The sequence below is a fragment of the Stieleria varia genome (genome assembly GCF_038443385.1).
In the GTDB taxonomy this organism is placed as follows: Bacteria; Planctomycetota; Planctomycetia; order Pirellulales; family Pirellulaceae; genus Stieleria; species Stieleria varia.
Genome location: NZ_CP151726.1, coordinates 5,554,389 through 5,569,490, shown reverse-complemented (window position 1 = coordinate 5,569,490; position 15,102 = coordinate 5,554,389). Strand labels below are relative to the sequence as shown.

Below are 15,102 nucleotides of genomic sequence, written 5' to 3'. Positions count from 1 at the left end.
ACACTCTTTCATTTCCCACCGTACCGCAAGTTCGAGCAGAACCATGTCTTCACTGTCCCGGTCTTCACTGTCGCGTCGAAACTTTTTGATCTCATCGTCATCGGCTGTCCTGGCGGCCTCCATTGCGTCCAACGCCGTGGCCAAAGAGGCGAGACCCTATCAATTGGGAATCCAACTCTACTCGCTGCGGGGATTTGATCGCGACACGGCGCTGAAGCATTCAGCAGAGTTGGGTTTCAAACAGGTCGAGTTCTATTCAGGGATGCTGTCGACGGACGCATCGGACGACGAGATTGCTGCCACGAAAAAGCAAGTTGCTGACTTGGGCATGAGCATCTCTGCGCACGGGGTGAATCGATTCACGAAGGACGCCGACGCAAATCGCAAGATCTTTGAGTTCGCCAAAAAACTCGGCATTCCCACGTTGACCGCCGATCCCAATCCCGAATCGTTCGACAGTTTGAACGAACTGGTCAAGGAATTTGACATTCGAATCGCTATCCATAACCACGGCCCCACGCACCGTTACAACAAAGCGATCGATGTGCTCAATGCGATTGAAGGGCGTGACGAGAGGATTGGAGCTTGTGCCGATCTCGGGCACTACATTCGATCGGGCCAGTCGGCGACAGAAGTCATCCGATTGCTGAAAGGACGTCTGTACGGAATCCACCTCAAGGACTTTGCCGAGATGAAGGACAAGACCGAAGGCGTGATCCTAGGCAAGGGCCACTTGGACGTCAAAGGAGTGTTCGACGCTTTGCGAATGGTGGAGTTTCCTGCCAACGGCGCGATCTCGCTCGAGTACGAAGAAAACCCCAAGGACCCGATCGAAGAGATCCGCCAATGCGTTGCGGTTGCTAAAGCCGCGATGGCCTGATGTGTGAATGCTATGCCGATCGACGTCCCGAACGCCTTTCTGAGTGAGGGGCGTCGATTGTGTGTCCGCCAGTGGGTGCGTGTACGGACGGTTGTTCGGGCTGCGTTGTGGCGAGTAGATCACGTTCTCGTAGTTGACTGCGAACGGTGTCCAGCAGTGTTTGTTGCAACTGACGCACGTTCTGGCGTTCTTCCGTCCATACATGCAGCTCGTACCGCTGGGTTTGTTTGGCCACGCAAACGAGTGTGACTTGGGGACCGGGTGACTGCAGAGCAAAACGTTCCGATGCGGCCCACTCGCCGAGCATTCGGCTCATGTCGATCGGACGTTCTTCGCGACGCACGGAGACTTCGATCGATACCGTCGTCAGTTTTCCCGCACCACGCCAATTGGTCACTTCGTCGCTGAGGAATTTCTTGTTCGGAATCTGCAACTGGCGGCCTTCGTCGTCCGACAGAATCGTAGTCCGCAAGGTTTGGCTCGCGATTCGTCCCGTCAGCTTGCCGACGGTCACTCGATCGCCAACGTTGACCGGTCTGGCGAACAGAACCACCAGGCCACCCAGAATGTTGCGGACAAAATCCTGTAAACCGAAACCGAGACCGATGGTCACTCCGACCATCAACCATTGAATCGTCGCCCAACGCATTCCGATCAGGCGGCAAGCAACGAAACATCCGATCGAGAATAGTACAAAGCGTCCGATCACCAGAATCAAATGCTCCATGCCTTCGTCGTAGTCCACTCGCTGCAGGACCAGCGCGTCGAACAGATTGGGCAGCAGTCGAGAGAGTTGAATGGCAACAAACAAGATTGCGGCTGCCGAAAGAAGGTTCAATAGAGTGATCGGCGAGGTCAGCGTCTCCGAGGTGGCAATCGTTTGTCCTTGACCGTTTTCGGCGAAATCAGTGACCGTGTCTTGAACCGTCCACAGGACCGGGTTTGCCATTCCCATGTTTGGGATCACACCGACCCACAGTCCAGCGAAACTGGCAACAAAAGCGACGCCGGCCAAACACTGGCCCAGGAATCCGATCTGATGCTTCAGCACCACATGCGTCTCGTTGACTTCTGTCTCCACCACGGGTTCGTCGATCAGTCCGTATTCGTCATAGCGTGGTTCGACTTTGGGTTGCGTTAGAACTCGCCACAGTTGGTTGAACCCGATCTGGCAGATTTTCCACATCACGCCAGCGACCATCACCAAGACCAGCGACAGCGATGCTCGTTTGATAAGTTCACTGGCGGTGTAGCCGTAGCCCAATGCGGAAAGAATTCCAACGACGACTGGAAAACCAAGTGCAAGGGCGTACCAAAGATGTCCAAATCCGGTAGCCAATCTGCCACCGAAGGCCGCCAACGCTGGGCACAGGAATCCTTTGCCGGGTCGTAGAGCAAAGTGTCCCAAGGCAGCGACGATAAACATCATGCCGAGGAACAAAAAGCGTCCCAGAGAATCACGCCAGATGCCGTGATCGATTTGGCCCAAGACGGTGATCGCGAATGCTCCAGGCACCAGCATCAATCCCGCGATCGACCATCCCTTGAAGGCTTCTGCACGCGTCGAGAAGTCCACCGAGAGGTGTTTGTCCACCAGGCCAAAAGGACGCAGCAATTGGCGTGGCAACTCGACTAGCAAACTGATCAAACTGGCAGCGTAAAGTCCGCTAGCGACGTGCAGCAATGTCTCGGAAACGATGCCGCGTCCGAGCCACCAGGCAAAGGCGTAGCAGATGAGTGGCAGTACGCCGGCGACACCCAGAGTCAGAATGCCCGCAATGACGATGCGAGATTGTCCGGAGGTTCGCATCTTGGTGTTGCGCCCGATCCCGACCAACCAGCTTTTCAGACGCCATCGAATCACCAGCATGGCGACAAAGAAAGCCAGCATCATGATGCCGGAGGCTTTGTCGTCGTCAAGCTTGCGATTCAAGTCGCGGCCGAATTGACGCGTGTGACGAAACTCCAGCAGCGCCGCCATTCCACTTTTGATGTTGATCACATCACGCAGCCCGATCGCTTCTCCGCTACGAATCCACGTCGCGTGTCGATCAATCAGCTTGCGGAACTCCGCCGTCTTGGTGCTCGTGGCCGACGCGGCGGAATCGAGCTGGTCCAAATAATGGTGGTAACTGCGATACTGGTTTTTAAGCTCGTTGACCAGGAATGTGCGCTGACGCAATAGGTCGATGACTTGCTGGCGCAGCACAGCATCGTTTTGCAAGTTCGATCCGTGTACCGATTGAGCCATCAAGCGATCGGCTTGGACTTCCTCTTGCCCTTCGCCCGTCGCGAGCAACTCCAGCTCCAACGCTTCTTGCTGGGTGCGGCTTAGTTCGGAGCGAGCAAAGTGTGACTCATTGTCTTGTGTTTGCCACGAGTCCAACTGTTCTTTGCGGTGGCGCAGCAGCAGTCCGATCGTTGGCGTCAGCCCGTACTCGGCCAGCTTGCCGCTGACCGAAAGGTAATCCATCTGGATGTCAGCAAGCTGACGGTTTGCGGCGGCGAGGCGTGTTGCTACTTGACCACGTGATTGAGCGAGCCGTCCGAGTCGGTCGGCGAGTACTGCGTTCTCGATCGCCATGCCGGCAATGAAATCCGAACTGCGATCGGCAAGTTCCCTATTCCACTGAGCTATCCGAAACGCGGTTTCCGCCGCTGTGTATTCGGGTGTTGTGTATTCGGGACGGATACCCCGACTGGGAATGCTATCAAGCGAGCGATTGTCTGGATCGAGAAACGGTTGAGTCGAAGTCGCTTGAGTCTGAATTTGTCGGGTGGAAACTGGTGCAGTCGAAACTTGCTGTGTTGGGATGGTTCGGCTGCTGGTCGTGAAAGCGGGAATCGCAGTGTTGGGGAGTCGCGGTTGCGTGTTTTGGTGTGAAAAACGCGGATCCATCGTTTTGTCGGCGGCGTGATTGCCAGCCCACTGAGGGTGCGTTTGAGCGGGAGCGATGTGCCCAAGACCAGCCACCACGATCGTGATGGCTGCAAAATAGAGAAGCATGTTCGCGGGGCGCAGACCGGACATATCGGACCCAGGGGGAATTGCGGTTTTCGTCAGTTCAGTAGATACGGGGGAACGAGTCCACGCGTCAAGATTCAAGTTTCACGCGCGACACGTACATTCGTACGTCAGCCTTTCAAGGCTGACATCCGCATCTGCGTCTGCACCGTTTGACCCACAGCCGAATGCGTAGGAGCCACCATCAACCGGCTTGCCCTGGGCGGATCAAAGTTTGGTGTTGTGGCACTGTGGCGCTCCGCAAGTTTCTGTCACCTCTCCCGGCGCAGGAGACTGCTGATTTAGTGAGCCGCAAGGCGCTAGACCGGATTATTCACGCGACTCAATACGGTCATCGCAACACGTTTGCAAGAAACGGCTTGCGCGGATTGGCACGAAAACAGTCTGCGCACATCAGCCGCCACGCGATACCGTCCGGTTCTCACGCCTATACTCGGGAACCGGACGCTATCGCGTGCCGGCTAATGAATAATCCGGGCTAGCCGCGGGCCTAATGGTGCTGTCCCAACCCTTCGAGGCCCGTGGCTATCGCCATCGGCTCACAGTGATAACGAAAAACGATTAAATCAGCAGTCTCGGCAGTTGGGGGAGGTGACAGCGGACAAGAAACGGCTCAACGAATAACACCAAAACATCGAGTCGACACCGCCGGCTTAGCGGTCCACGGCACGCCATCGTCAAAGTTGTTACAATGGTATGGCAGCATCCCACCTCGATCCCTCCTTCGCGTCCACCCCGCCATGCGAAATCATCACGCATCGCTCCTGCGCGTTCTGCTGGTCATCTTTGCACCGCTAACAGGAATGGTGCTGTCGGCGACGTGTCCTGGCGATGAGTTGAAACCTGTCCAGCAGCAGGCCGAGTTTTTTGAAACACATGTGCGTCCGTTGCTCGTTTCTCGTTGTTTGGAGTGTCACTCCGCAGCAGAACGTAATGGTGGTTTGTCGCTGGAATCTCGCCAAGAAAGCTTGCTCGGAGGCGATTCAGGACCAGCGTTGGTTCCGGGGGCCGCAGAATCGAGTCTGTTGATCCATGCTGTTCGGTACAAGAACCGCGATTTGCAAATGCCGCCGCAAAACCGTTTGAGCGATGCGGAGATCGCGACACTGGAAAAATGGATCGCTCAGGGCGCGTATGACCCGAGAGAACCCTCCGACTCGACGTCAGAAGCAGCGTCTTCAGCACACGGCATGTCCATCGAAGCCGGACGTCAGTTTTGGTCGATGCGCGGCGTCACTTTGGCGGCTGTTCCCGAGATTGCCAACGAGGCTTGGATCAAAACGCCGATCGACGCGTTCGTACTCAAACGCATGCGTGACAATGACCTCACGCCAGCGCCCGATGCGACACCAGAGAGTTGGCTCAGACGCATCACGTTCGACTTGACCGGACTACCGCCCACTGTCCAAGAGTTGGAGCAGTTTACCAACGATGATTCTCCCGGCGCAAAACTTCGCGTCATCGATCGCTTGCTCGCGTCCCCCGCATACGGTGTTCGTTGGGGGCGACACTGGTTGGACGTCGCCCGATACGCTGATTCCAACGGTCTGGACGAGAACCTTGCATTCGGAAACGCGTGGCGTTATCGCGATTACGTGATCAATGCGTTGAACGACAACAAACCGATCGACGAATTTCTGCTGGAGCAGATTGCTGGTGATTTGATCCCGAATGCGACGCGACAGACAAAGATCGCGACTGGGTTCTTGGCGTTGGGCGGACGCGTGCTGGCCGAACGCGACGAAGAAAAGTTGATCATGGACACGATCGACGAACAGATTGATACTCTCGGCAAAGCAATGTTAGGCATGACGTTCGGGTGCGCGCGGTGCCATGACCACAAGTTCGACCCGATCACCCAACAAGACTACTACGCGTTGGCGGCGATTTTTCGAGGCACCCGATCTTTTGCGTCGACCAACACAGGCAATATCCATCACTGGTTCGAACACTCCTTTGCCGATGACGCAGAGCGTGAACGACTGGCGGAGATTGATGCCCAGATCGCCGCCAAGAAATCGGCGGCATCAAAATTCAAGAATGCCGAGATGGGCCGACTGAGGTCTGAGGCGAGAGAGAATGTTACCCAGTATCTGGTGGCGGCGACAAAGATCACGCCAGAGAGCACCTTGGGCGAGGTCGCACAAGTCGCATCGCAAGACGGGCTGCATCCGCGAATCCTGCACCACTGTCGGCTGCATCTGGAGCACGGGATCGACGACCCGTTTTGCGCGCAGTGGCATCAAAGAAAAGGGTCGCCGGATGAGGTCCGGTTGTTCTTTGGAGACCTTTTCGATCGAATGAATGTTGCGGTCGTCGAGTCGGGCAAGTCCAACGCAACTCTCTCCGATCCGCAGTTGGAACTTGCTCGGGTGACGGTGAATGACGCAACCGGATTGCTTTCGGTTCCACCGCAACCTGAATTTGCATTCGATGCGGAGACGCTCGACAAGTACTACCAACTGGAGGAAGCAGCGCGGGTCCTGGAAAGCTCATCGCCGGATGAGTCCGCTGCGATCGGTGTCAGCGAGTCCGAGCCGGTGGCGGAGATACCGCTACACATCCGGGGCAGCCATCTGAATCTAGGTGAAGCGGTGTCCCGTGAATTTCCTGCGGTCATGCGGCAAACTTCGGTGCGACCGATTTGGCCGGAGGACGAGAGTGGTCGATTGCAGTTGGCGCAGTGGATCACCGGGACACGGCATCCCTTGACCGCTCGTGTGTTTGTCAATCGGGTTTGGCGATGGCATTTCGGTCGTGGGATCGTTTCGACCACGGAGAACTTTGGCGCCTTGGGCGACCCGCCCTCTCATCCTGAGTTGCTCGACTACTTGGCCTATCGTTTCATGCAAAGTGGTTGGTCGCTCAAGGAGCTGCATCGTTTGATTCTGCGCTCAAGCGTTTATGGGCAAAGCAGTCATGCATCGCAATCCAGTTTCGACGCCGATCCAGAGAATCGATTCTTGTCTCGTTTTCCGGTGCAACGGCTCGATGCGGAACAGATTCGTGACGCCATCTTGCTCGTCGCGGGGCGTTTGGATCGTCAACAGGGTGGCAAAACCGTGCCGCTGCGTAATCGCCAGTTCGTATTCAACCACACATCCGTGGACCACACGCGATACGACAGCCTCTGCCGCGCCGCTTACCTGCCCGTCATTCGAAACAATCTGTATCCGCTGTTTCAGCAATTTGATTTCCCCGATCCGACGATGCCGACGGGAGATCGCAGCGCGACAGTCGTCGCGCCTCAATCGCTGTGGATGATGAACTCGGACTTGGTCATGGATTCCGCAACGCAAATGGCGGGCAACTTGATCGCTGCGTGTGCTGATGAAGCCGACCGCATCACAACCCTCTATCGACGGTCCTTTGCTCGATCGCCCAGTAAGTCGGAAATGGAACGGGCAAAGGCTTTTTTGCAAAAAGAGATCACGATCGCCACGCTTCCCGCAAACGATGCCGAACTCAAGGCATGGACGCAGCTTTGTCATGCGGTACTTGCCAGTAACGAATTCATCTATCTCAAGTGACCCAGCCATGAGTGCTTCGCATCCATCGATTCGCCGTCAGGTCCTGAAAGCGTCCGCGCTTGGATTTGGTCATTTGGCTTTGGCGTCGATGATGGGATCGAAATCGTCTGCGGACGAACCGACGACCGCTGCCAACAAGACACACTTTCCTCCACGAGCCAAACGGATCGTGTTCTTGTTCATGAAAGGTGGGCCGTCGCACGTTGATACATTCGATCCCAAGCCGATGTTGGATCGCGATCACGGTAAGCCGTTGCCGTTTGATCTGCCACGCGTCACGTTCGCCAAACAAGGCAATTTGTTGCGATCTCCTTGGCGTTTCCGTCAACACGGTGAATCGGGACTGCCTGTCAGTGACCTGTTTCCCCACGTCGCACAGCACATTGACGACCTGTGCGTGTTACGCAGCGTTCACGGAACCAACCCGTCACATGGTGGGGCATCGATGAAGCTGCATACCGGCACCGATCAGTTTGTCCGTCCCAGCATGGGTGCTTGGATCACCTATGGCTTGGGATCAGACAATGAAAACCTGCCAACCTTTGTGACGATTTGCCCGACACTGGCACACGGGGGAATGAACAACTGGGGTGCTGCATTCTTGCCAGCCCATTGTCAAGGCACGCCGATCGGCAATGCCAGCCAGCCCGCTGCGTCGGCCGGTGTGCGGCACATTCAAAACAGTCGATTGAGCACAGCGGAGCAGCGTCGCCAGTTGGATTTGATCCAAGCGATGAATCGCGATCACTTGGCCGACGCGAGTGACGATGGTTCACTTGACGGACGCTTGCAGGCGTTTGAGCTTGCCTTTCGCATGCAATCAGAGATGCCCGAAGCGCAAGACTTGGCCAGTGAATCGATCGCCACCCATCGACTGTACGGTATCGATGATCCGGTCACCGAGAACTTTGGTCGCCAATGTTTGCTGGCGCGTCGCATGTTGGAACGCGGTGTCCGTTTTGTACAAGTCACTCACAGTGACAGCGAAGTGCAGTGGGATCAACACAGTAACTTGCGTCAGGGTCACACCAAGAATGCGGCGGAAGTCGACAAGCCGATCGCCGGTTTACTGGCCGATCTGAAATCACGCGGCTTGCTGAAGGACACGTTGGTGTTGTGGGGAGGCGAGTTCGGCCGAACGCCGACCGCCCAGGGAAGCAATGGACGCGACCACAATCCGCACGGTTTCACCATGTGGATGGCCGGTGGGGGAATCAAAGGAGGAATGGCCTACGGCGCGACCGACGACTACGGTTACTACGCCGAACAAGACAAGATGCACATCCACGACTTGCACGCGACCATTCTGCACTTGCTGGGCTTGGACCACGAGCGATTGACGTATCGTTACGCCGGTCGCGACTTCCGTCTCACCGATGTCGCCGGCCAAGTCGCAGATCGGATCATTCAGTCGTAGGTCATGCTGTGCATGACAGAATGCTGCCGGAATGAAGCAATAGTGCGGCGTCCAGCCATAGGACGTGGCGGCTGACATGCACAGACTGCTTTCGCACCAATCCGATAAAGCCGATTCGTGCAAACCGGATGCGAAGATTGGAGAGAGTCGCGTGAATAATCCCGGCTAGATGTTCACCGAATCAAAGAACGTTTTCATCTCTTCTTCGAATATCTTGGCCTTGGCGATATCTTCTTCCGTTGGTGGCTTTTGCACAGGCGGCTTGGGTGGGTATGTCAGCGGGACGTCTTCGTACTCGGGCAGCGGCATGCCACACCCAAACAGGATCACTTGATCGCCAACCAGGAAGTATTCCACGGTCAGATCGGTCAGCACCAACCCTCGCATGCTGCGTCCCTTGAAGCCAACCTTGCCGCTTCGCTCTGCTCTCTCTCCTCCGTAGACGCTGGACATCAGAATTCGTGCTGCACGGTATTGCAACTGTTCATCGCTGGGGTTGAGGAATTGATAAGTGTCGGTGGCGACAAAAAACGTGGCGCCCGACGCTTCACTTTGGAAACCCAGTGACTTGTCGGCGGTCGGCGGCGTCTCGACGGAACCACCGTTGGGAACAAAGCAGGAGATGTTGCCCAAAGTAGCTGCGCGAAATCCGTCCGGCGCAGCAGCGCTTGCAGCCGATTTGGAACTCGCACTCGCTGTCGAGCCGCCACCACCACTGATCATGATCAGCCCGCCAACTCCGGCCGTCAGCAGCACAACCGCTCCGACAGCCAAGCCGATCCAAAGCATCTTTTTGTTTTTGACGCCGGATCTTGGACCGGCTTTTGGACCGGCGGGAGTGGCTGCCGGCTGTTGAGCAGCAGCAGGTGCGGCGGCGTAGGGATGCTGTGCGGCTGGAAAACCATTCGCTGCAGGCATTCCCGCTGCGGGAAATCCTGCTGCCGGAAATCCTGCTGCCGGAAATCCAGCCGCTGGGAATCCACCACTGGGAGCAGCGGGCAAGTTCAAGTTCCCGAAGTCAAATCCACCGGCCGGTTGCGCGGCCGCTTGTGGTGCACCCGGCGCGGGCGAGTCAAACCCGCCTGTTGGCAAGTTGCCAAAGGGATCGTTTCCAAAATCCGGAAAAGCTGCTGGGGCCGCAGCGGAATTTGCAATCGGAGCCGGCGATCCGGTCGGCAATGCCGTCTGTGGCTGAGCAACCTGAGGCTGGGCAACTTGTGGCTGTCCAGCGGGCCTTTGCGGCGCGGCGGCTACTGGTTTCGGTTGAGGCTGTCTGACCGCTGCGGGTTTCTGTGCCTGTGGAGCGGGTGCCTGTGGAGCGGGTGCCTGTGGAGCGGGTGCAGCGGGACTGCTTTGCCCCGCGACTCTGAGCAACGTGCCGCATTTGGGACACTTGACTTGCACCGCCGTTGCTTGCGGTTGCAGCTTCAGCAGCGTCGAGCATTTTGGGCATTTAATCGTTAGCATGTTGACGCTCTAGGTTGTCAAGTTTTTCTTGTGCTGCCTTTGCTGCCTCTTCCAGTTTCTTGGGATCTTGAATGTTCTGTACACGGACTTCACAGAACCATTCGCTCGTGTTGTTCTTCACTTTGATCGTGATGTCATAGGGAGCGTCGGGGCACGAGCCATATGCCATGTTGGACTCGGTGTTTTTGATCGCCTGGCAAAAACACTGCAAGATAGTATCGTCGGCGACGTTGTGCCAAGGATTGAAGGTCTGGTCGGCGAGCGCCGTCTCCAGTGCCATGTAAAGGTCAACTTCGTCGAATGTCGCGGTCGGTGGTTTGATCTGCAACTGGGCCGCTTTCTTCATGTAGTTGGCCAGTTCCCAATTGGCCTTGAAGGGCTTTCCGTTCCAAACATGATCCGCGGTGTAGCGAGCACCGTGATTGGCGTGCATTTCAAAGAGCAACTCATTCGCCTCCTTGAAAGGCAACATGCCGTCCAACGGTGGCGCTTGTGGCATGCACCCAGAGATCATGCTGACCAGCAGCCCGGTCGACATCAGGGCAACCCAAACGCCAAACCGCGTCTGTTTGCTCCGCATTGGGACGCAAGATCGCATGAAAAAATCAACCGCTGAAATCATCAATCCGCCCTCGTTTCTGAGTCAATTTCAGGTCATGGTTACCCATAACTCCTCAGATGATAACCGATGCGGACGGGAGAATGTTAAGTTTTTGGACTTCGCCAGCGACCTTGCGTTAGAATAAGGACTGCTGTCGCCGCCCAACTGCGGCGACAGCCCCTACCAAACCCTCCCTCCCCAGAAGAACGATGCTGAATTTGACATCGCGTGGATCCTCCCACACATGCAACGGAACAAGACGCCGTGATTTTCTGCAGATCGGGACGCTTGGAGCGATCGGGTTAGGGTTGCCGCAATTTCTGGCGGCGTCGGAGCGCGGTGTCGTCGATCCGCACAAGGACAAACGCTCATGCATCATGATCTTTAATCTTGGTGCACCCAGTCAGCTCGATACGTTTGACATGAAGCCCAACGCACCGTCGGAAGTGCGTGGTCCATTCTCAGCGATCTCCAGCAACGGAGACTTTCAGCTCTCCGAGATATTGCCTAAACATGCCGAGGTGGCGGACAAGTTTTCGATCGTTCGTTCGTGCTACCACACGGCCGCGGCAGTCCACGATGCCGGATGGCAAATGTTGCAAACCGGTCGCCAGTTCACAGGCGGCGTGAATTATCCACACGCCGGCGCCGTTCTGCAGTACATGCGGGGCCGACGCAGTGATCTGCCCGCCCACGTGGTGCTACCAGAGACCATGGGGCGCGGCGGCGGCAACCTGCCGAATGGTCAAGCAGGCGGTTTTCTCGGCAAGGCCTTTGATCCTTTTGCACTGATGGCAGACCCCAGTCAGCCGAATTTCAAAGTCCCGGATCTGCTGCCACCTCAATCTCTGGGCGATGTGCGGATCGATCGGCGTCGGCGAATGCGGGGTGCGATCGAGTCGCGTATGCAACAGTTTGATGCAACCGAGTCAGCCAAGATGCTGGACAAGAACTTTGAGGCGGCCTATCGCTTGATGAATAGTCAGCAAGCGAGGGAAGCGTTCGACTTGTCAAAGGAACCAACCAATGTACGTGAGCGTTACGGCATGAACCGCTTCGGCCAATGCTGTCTCCTGGCACGCCGTTTGATCGAGGCCGGCGTGCGGTTCGTCACGATCAACACTTTCTTGACCGTGTTCAATGAAGTCACCTGGGACATCCACGGCAGCAAGCCATTCACGACAATCGAAGGAATGAAGAACATCGTGGCGCCGATGTACGACCAAGCGTACGCGGCTCTGCTGAGTGATCTCGACGAACGCGGTATGCTGGATGACACGCTGGTATGCGGCTTGGCTGAATTTGGACGGACCCCGAAAGTCAACCCGGCGGGTGGTCGTGACCACTGGCCACAATGCTTCTCGACAACATTCGCCGGTGGCGGCGTCCAAGGCGGGCGGGCAATCGGCGCCAGTGATCCCATCGGCGCGGTGCCTGCCGATCGTCCGACTCCACCAGGCGAGATCATCGCAACCATCTTTCACTCTCTGGGCCTCGACCTGCACGCCGAAATCCCAGGCCCAGGAGGCCGCCCGTTTCCGCTCGTTGATTTCGGGATGCGTGAGATCAAAGAACTGTTTGCATGACCGGGTTAATCGCCAATAAAACGACACGCTGCTTGCATCACCACCGTCCTGATATTGATTCCGCTCTCATGCCGACCTTTCTCTCCCTCCTGATTGTTCTCGTCGCCGCCTTCTCCAGCAGCCAACTCTGTGCTGCCGACGATCCCAGATCGCAAAACATCACCCTGCTGCCGACGCAAATTGAATTGGACGGACCGCATGCTCGTCAGAGAATTTCGGTCGCATCGATTCGCGACGGCGTGGTGTCGGCATCCGTGGACGACAAGGATTTCGAAGTCACATCCAGCGATCCGCAGGTTGCAGTCGTCGACAACAATGTTGTGACCGCCGTCGGAAACGGTAAAGCTGAGATCCGCGTCGTGGTCGGAGACGTGGAGACGACTGCATCGGTGGTCGTCAGGGGAGTCGGCAAGCCACACGCCTGGAGCTTTCGAAACGACGTCCAGTCGGTACTCGCCAAGTCGGGCTGCAACATGGGGGCCTGCCACGGTGCGTTGGCCGGCAAAGGCGGCTTTCGCCTGTCGCTCAGGGGATACGACAGCGATCAAGATTACTTGTCGATCACTCGCCAAGCCCGAGGACGGCGAATTGAGATCGCAGACCCGGGGAAAAGCCTGATCCTTGCAAAACCCACAGGTGCACTGCCACACAAAGGCGGGTTGAAACTGAAGACCGACTCCCGTGACTACGAAATCATCTCTCAGTGGATCGCCAGCGGCGCTCCCGCCCCCTCGCCAACCGATGCCCGATTGCAACGCATCTCCATCTATCCCGAGAACGCTTTGCTGACACCGGGGGATCAATCCCAAGTCCTGGTCAGCGCACACTATGACGACGGTCGCGTTGCGGACGTGACCCACTGGGCGCAGTTCACATCGACCGATGAATCCATCGCAACGGTGACACCGGACGGGTCGGTTTCGGTATTGGGCAGCGGTGAAGGAGCCGTCTTGGTTTGGTTTGGCAGCAAAGTCGCTTTGGCGCGGATGACGGTGCCGTACGAAAATTCGCTCGAACCGGGCATCTTTGCCCAGTCGCCCCAGCGGAATTTCATCGACCAAATCAACTTGGCTCAATTGCGACGGCTGAACCTGCAACCGTCTCCACGCTGTGATGACCTGACGTTCTTGCGACGCGCCACCTTGGACACGATCGGGCGGTTGCCCAGCGAAACCGAGCGAACAGAGTTTCTCATCGATGATGCCGAAACACGCCGTGATCGCGCCATCGAACGTTTGCTGTTATCCGAAGACTTCGTCGCCTATTGGACATACAAATGGAGCGACATGCTGTTGATCAACGGCACCCGGCTACGCCCGATCGCGGTGGAGTCGTACTATCGCTGGGTCCGTGAATCCGTCCGGGAGAATAAACCGTGGGATCAATTCGTACGCGAGATTTTGACGGCCACGGGCGAAAGCAATCAGAACGGCGCGACGAATTTTTACGCATTGCATCAATCCCCCGAGGAGATGACCGAGAACGCTTGCCAAGCCTTCTTGGGGCTCTCGATCGGTTGCGCGAAATGTCATAACCATCCGTTGGAAAAGTGGACCAACGACCAGTACTACGCGATGGCGAATCTCTTTTCCCGTGTACGTGCCAAAGGTTGGGGAGGTGAACCTCGCAACGGTGACGGATTACGAACCGTTTACGTCGCTCAGTCGGGAGAACTGATCCAGCCCAGAACCGGCAAACCACAGCCGCCCGCGCCTCTGGACGCACCTCCGGTCGATTTTGACGACCCCAGTGATCGGCGAATCGTGCTTGCCCAATGGCTGACGTCTCCTGACAATCCGTACTTTTCTCGCGCAATCACCAATCGAGTCTGGCAGAACTACTTTGGCCGAGGACTGATCGAGCAAGTCGATGATTTGCGATTGAGCAACCCGGCGTCCAACGAAGAGCTCTTGAACGCCGCCAGTCGGTACGTGATCGCGTCGGGTTTCGATCTGAAACAGTTGATGCGAACCATTCTGCAAAGTGAAACCTATCAACGCTCCAGCACGCCTTTGCCGGCCAACCGGGATGAGTCTCGCTACCTGAGCCGCTACTATCCCAAACGCCTGATGGCGGAGGTACTGCTGGATTCGATCGATCAAGTCCTAGAGACATCGACCACATTCAATGAGGTCGCATTTCCCGGCGCGGATGTTCAAAAGACAGCGTTTTACGGCAAGGGCACCCGCGCGATCGAATTGTACGACGCGGCCGTGAATTCGTATTTCCTCAAAACCTTTGGACGCAATCCACGTGAGATCACGTGCGAGTGCGAGAGAAGCGACGAACCGAGCATGGTCCAGGTGCTGCATTTGTCCAACGGCGAGACACTCAATCCAAAGCTTGCCAATGAGCAGAACACTCTCAATCGATGGATCGCTGATGGGGCGAGTGATGAGGAAATCATCCGTCAACTGTTTCAGTCTGCCCTCTGTCGAGCACCGTCAGACGATGAACTCAAGACGCTGCTGGGTGTCTTGGCCGAATACGAGGACGATCGGCAGACGGGACTACAAGACGTCGCCTGGAGCATCTTGACCAGCACCGAGTTCACCTTCAATCACTAGTGCTGCGATTTTGAATTGACCTTGATTGG

Annotated in this window: 8 protein-coding genes; 5 read left to right on the top strand and 3 right to left on the bottom strand. The window is 56.6% G+C overall.

What is annotated here, in order from left to right:
- Positions 1–43 precede the first annotated feature (43 nt).
- Positions 44–880, top strand: a complete 837-nt coding sequence (locus tag Pla52nx_RS18815) for a sugar phosphate isomerase/epimerase family protein (RefSeq protein WP_231742009.1) — start codon at positions 44–46, stop codon at positions 878–880.
- 10 nt (positions 881–890) lie between these two features.
- On the opposite strand, the gene Pla52nx_RS18810 is transcribed toward Pla52nx_RS18815, so the two are convergent.
- A complete protein-coding gene (locus Pla52nx_RS18810; protein WP_146520328.1) occupies positions 891–3,911 on the bottom strand; it encodes a mechanosensitive ion channel domain-containing protein in 3,021 nt (1,006 codons plus the stop codon).
- 734 nt (positions 3,912–4,645) lie between these two features.
- On the opposite strand from Pla52nx_RS18810, the gene Pla52nx_RS18805 reads away from it, so the two are divergent.
- Both Pla52nx_RS18805 and Pla52nx_RS18800 read left to right on the top strand, forming a co-directional pair.
- On the top strand, positions 4,646–7,435 hold the full coding sequence (locus tag Pla52nx_RS18805) for a PSD1 and planctomycete cytochrome C domain-containing protein (RefSeq protein WP_146520327.1): 2,790 nt from the start codon (positions 4,646–4,648) through the stop codon (positions 7,433–7,435).
- A 7-nt stretch (positions 7,436–7,442) separates the two neighbouring features.
- The gene (locus Pla52nx_RS18800; RefSeq protein WP_146520326.1) at positions 7,443–8,852 is read left to right on the top strand and encodes a DUF1501 domain-containing protein; all 1,410 of its coding nucleotides are present in this window, start codon (positions 7,443–7,445) and stop codon (positions 8,850–8,852) included.
- 165 nt (positions 8,853–9,017) lie between these two features.
- Here the strand turns inward: Pla52nx_RS18800 and Pla52nx_RS18795 are convergent, their stop codons facing one another.
- A complete protein-coding gene (locus Pla52nx_RS18795; RefSeq protein WP_146520325.1) occupies positions 9,018–10,319 on the bottom strand; it encodes a hypothetical protein in 1,302 nt (433 codons plus the stop codon).
- Positions 10,306–10,917 carry a hypothetical protein gene (locus Pla52nx_RS18790; protein ID WP_146520324.1) on the bottom strand — a complete coding sequence of 204 codons (612 nt, stop codon included), beginning with the start codon at positions 10,915–10,917 and terminating at the stop codon, positions 10,306–10,308. The genes Pla52nx_RS18795 and Pla52nx_RS18790 overlap by 14 nt, the downstream gene beginning before the upstream one ends.
- A 212-nt stretch (positions 10,918–11,129) precedes the next feature.
- On the opposite strand from Pla52nx_RS18790, the gene Pla52nx_RS18785 reads away from it, so the two are divergent.
- A complete protein-coding gene (locus Pla52nx_RS18785; protein ID WP_146520323.1) occupies positions 11,130–12,506 on the top strand; it encodes a DUF1501 domain-containing protein in 1,377 nt (458 codons plus the stop codon).
- Positions 12,503–15,073, top strand: a complete 2,571-nt coding sequence (locus tag Pla52nx_RS18780; RefSeq protein WP_231742008.1) for a DUF1553 domain-containing protein — start codon at positions 12,503–12,505, stop codon at positions 15,071–15,073. The genes Pla52nx_RS18785 and Pla52nx_RS18780 overlap by 4 nt, the downstream gene beginning before the upstream one ends.
- The last annotated feature ends 29 nt before the right edge of the window (positions 15,074–15,102 follow it).

Bases quoted from the DNA above. Each gene is read 5' to 3' on its own strand.
- Pla52nx_RS18815 (WP_231742009.1), top strand. From the start codon at position 44: ATGTCTTCACTGTCCCGGTCTTCACTGTCGCGTCGAAACTTTTTGATC.
- Pla52nx_RS18810 (WP_146520328.1), bottom strand. From the start codon at position 3,911: ATGTCCGGTCTGCGCCCCGCGAACATGCTTCTCTATTTTGCAGCCATC.
- Pla52nx_RS18805 (WP_146520327.1), top strand. From the start codon at position 4,646: ATGCGAAATCATCACGCATCGCTCCTGCGCGTTCTGCTGGTCATCTTT.
- Pla52nx_RS18800 (WP_146520326.1), top strand. From the start codon at position 7,443: ATGAGTGCTTCGCATCCATCGATTCGCCGTCAGGTCCTGAAAGCGTCC.
- Pla52nx_RS18795 (WP_146520325.1), bottom strand. From the start codon at position 10,319: ATGCTAACGATTAAATGCCCAAAATGCTCGACGCTGCTGAAGCTGCAA.
- Pla52nx_RS18790 (WP_146520324.1), bottom strand. From the start codon at position 10,917: ATGCGATCTTGCGTCCCAATGCGGAGCAAACAGACGCGGTTTGGCGTT.
- Pla52nx_RS18785 (WP_146520323.1), top strand. From the start codon at position 11,130: ATGCTGAATTTGACATCGCGTGGATCCTCCCACACATGCAACGGAACA.
- Pla52nx_RS18780 (WP_231742008.1), top strand. From the start codon at position 12,503: ATGACCGGGTTAATCGCCAATAAAACGACACGCTGCTTGCATCACCAC.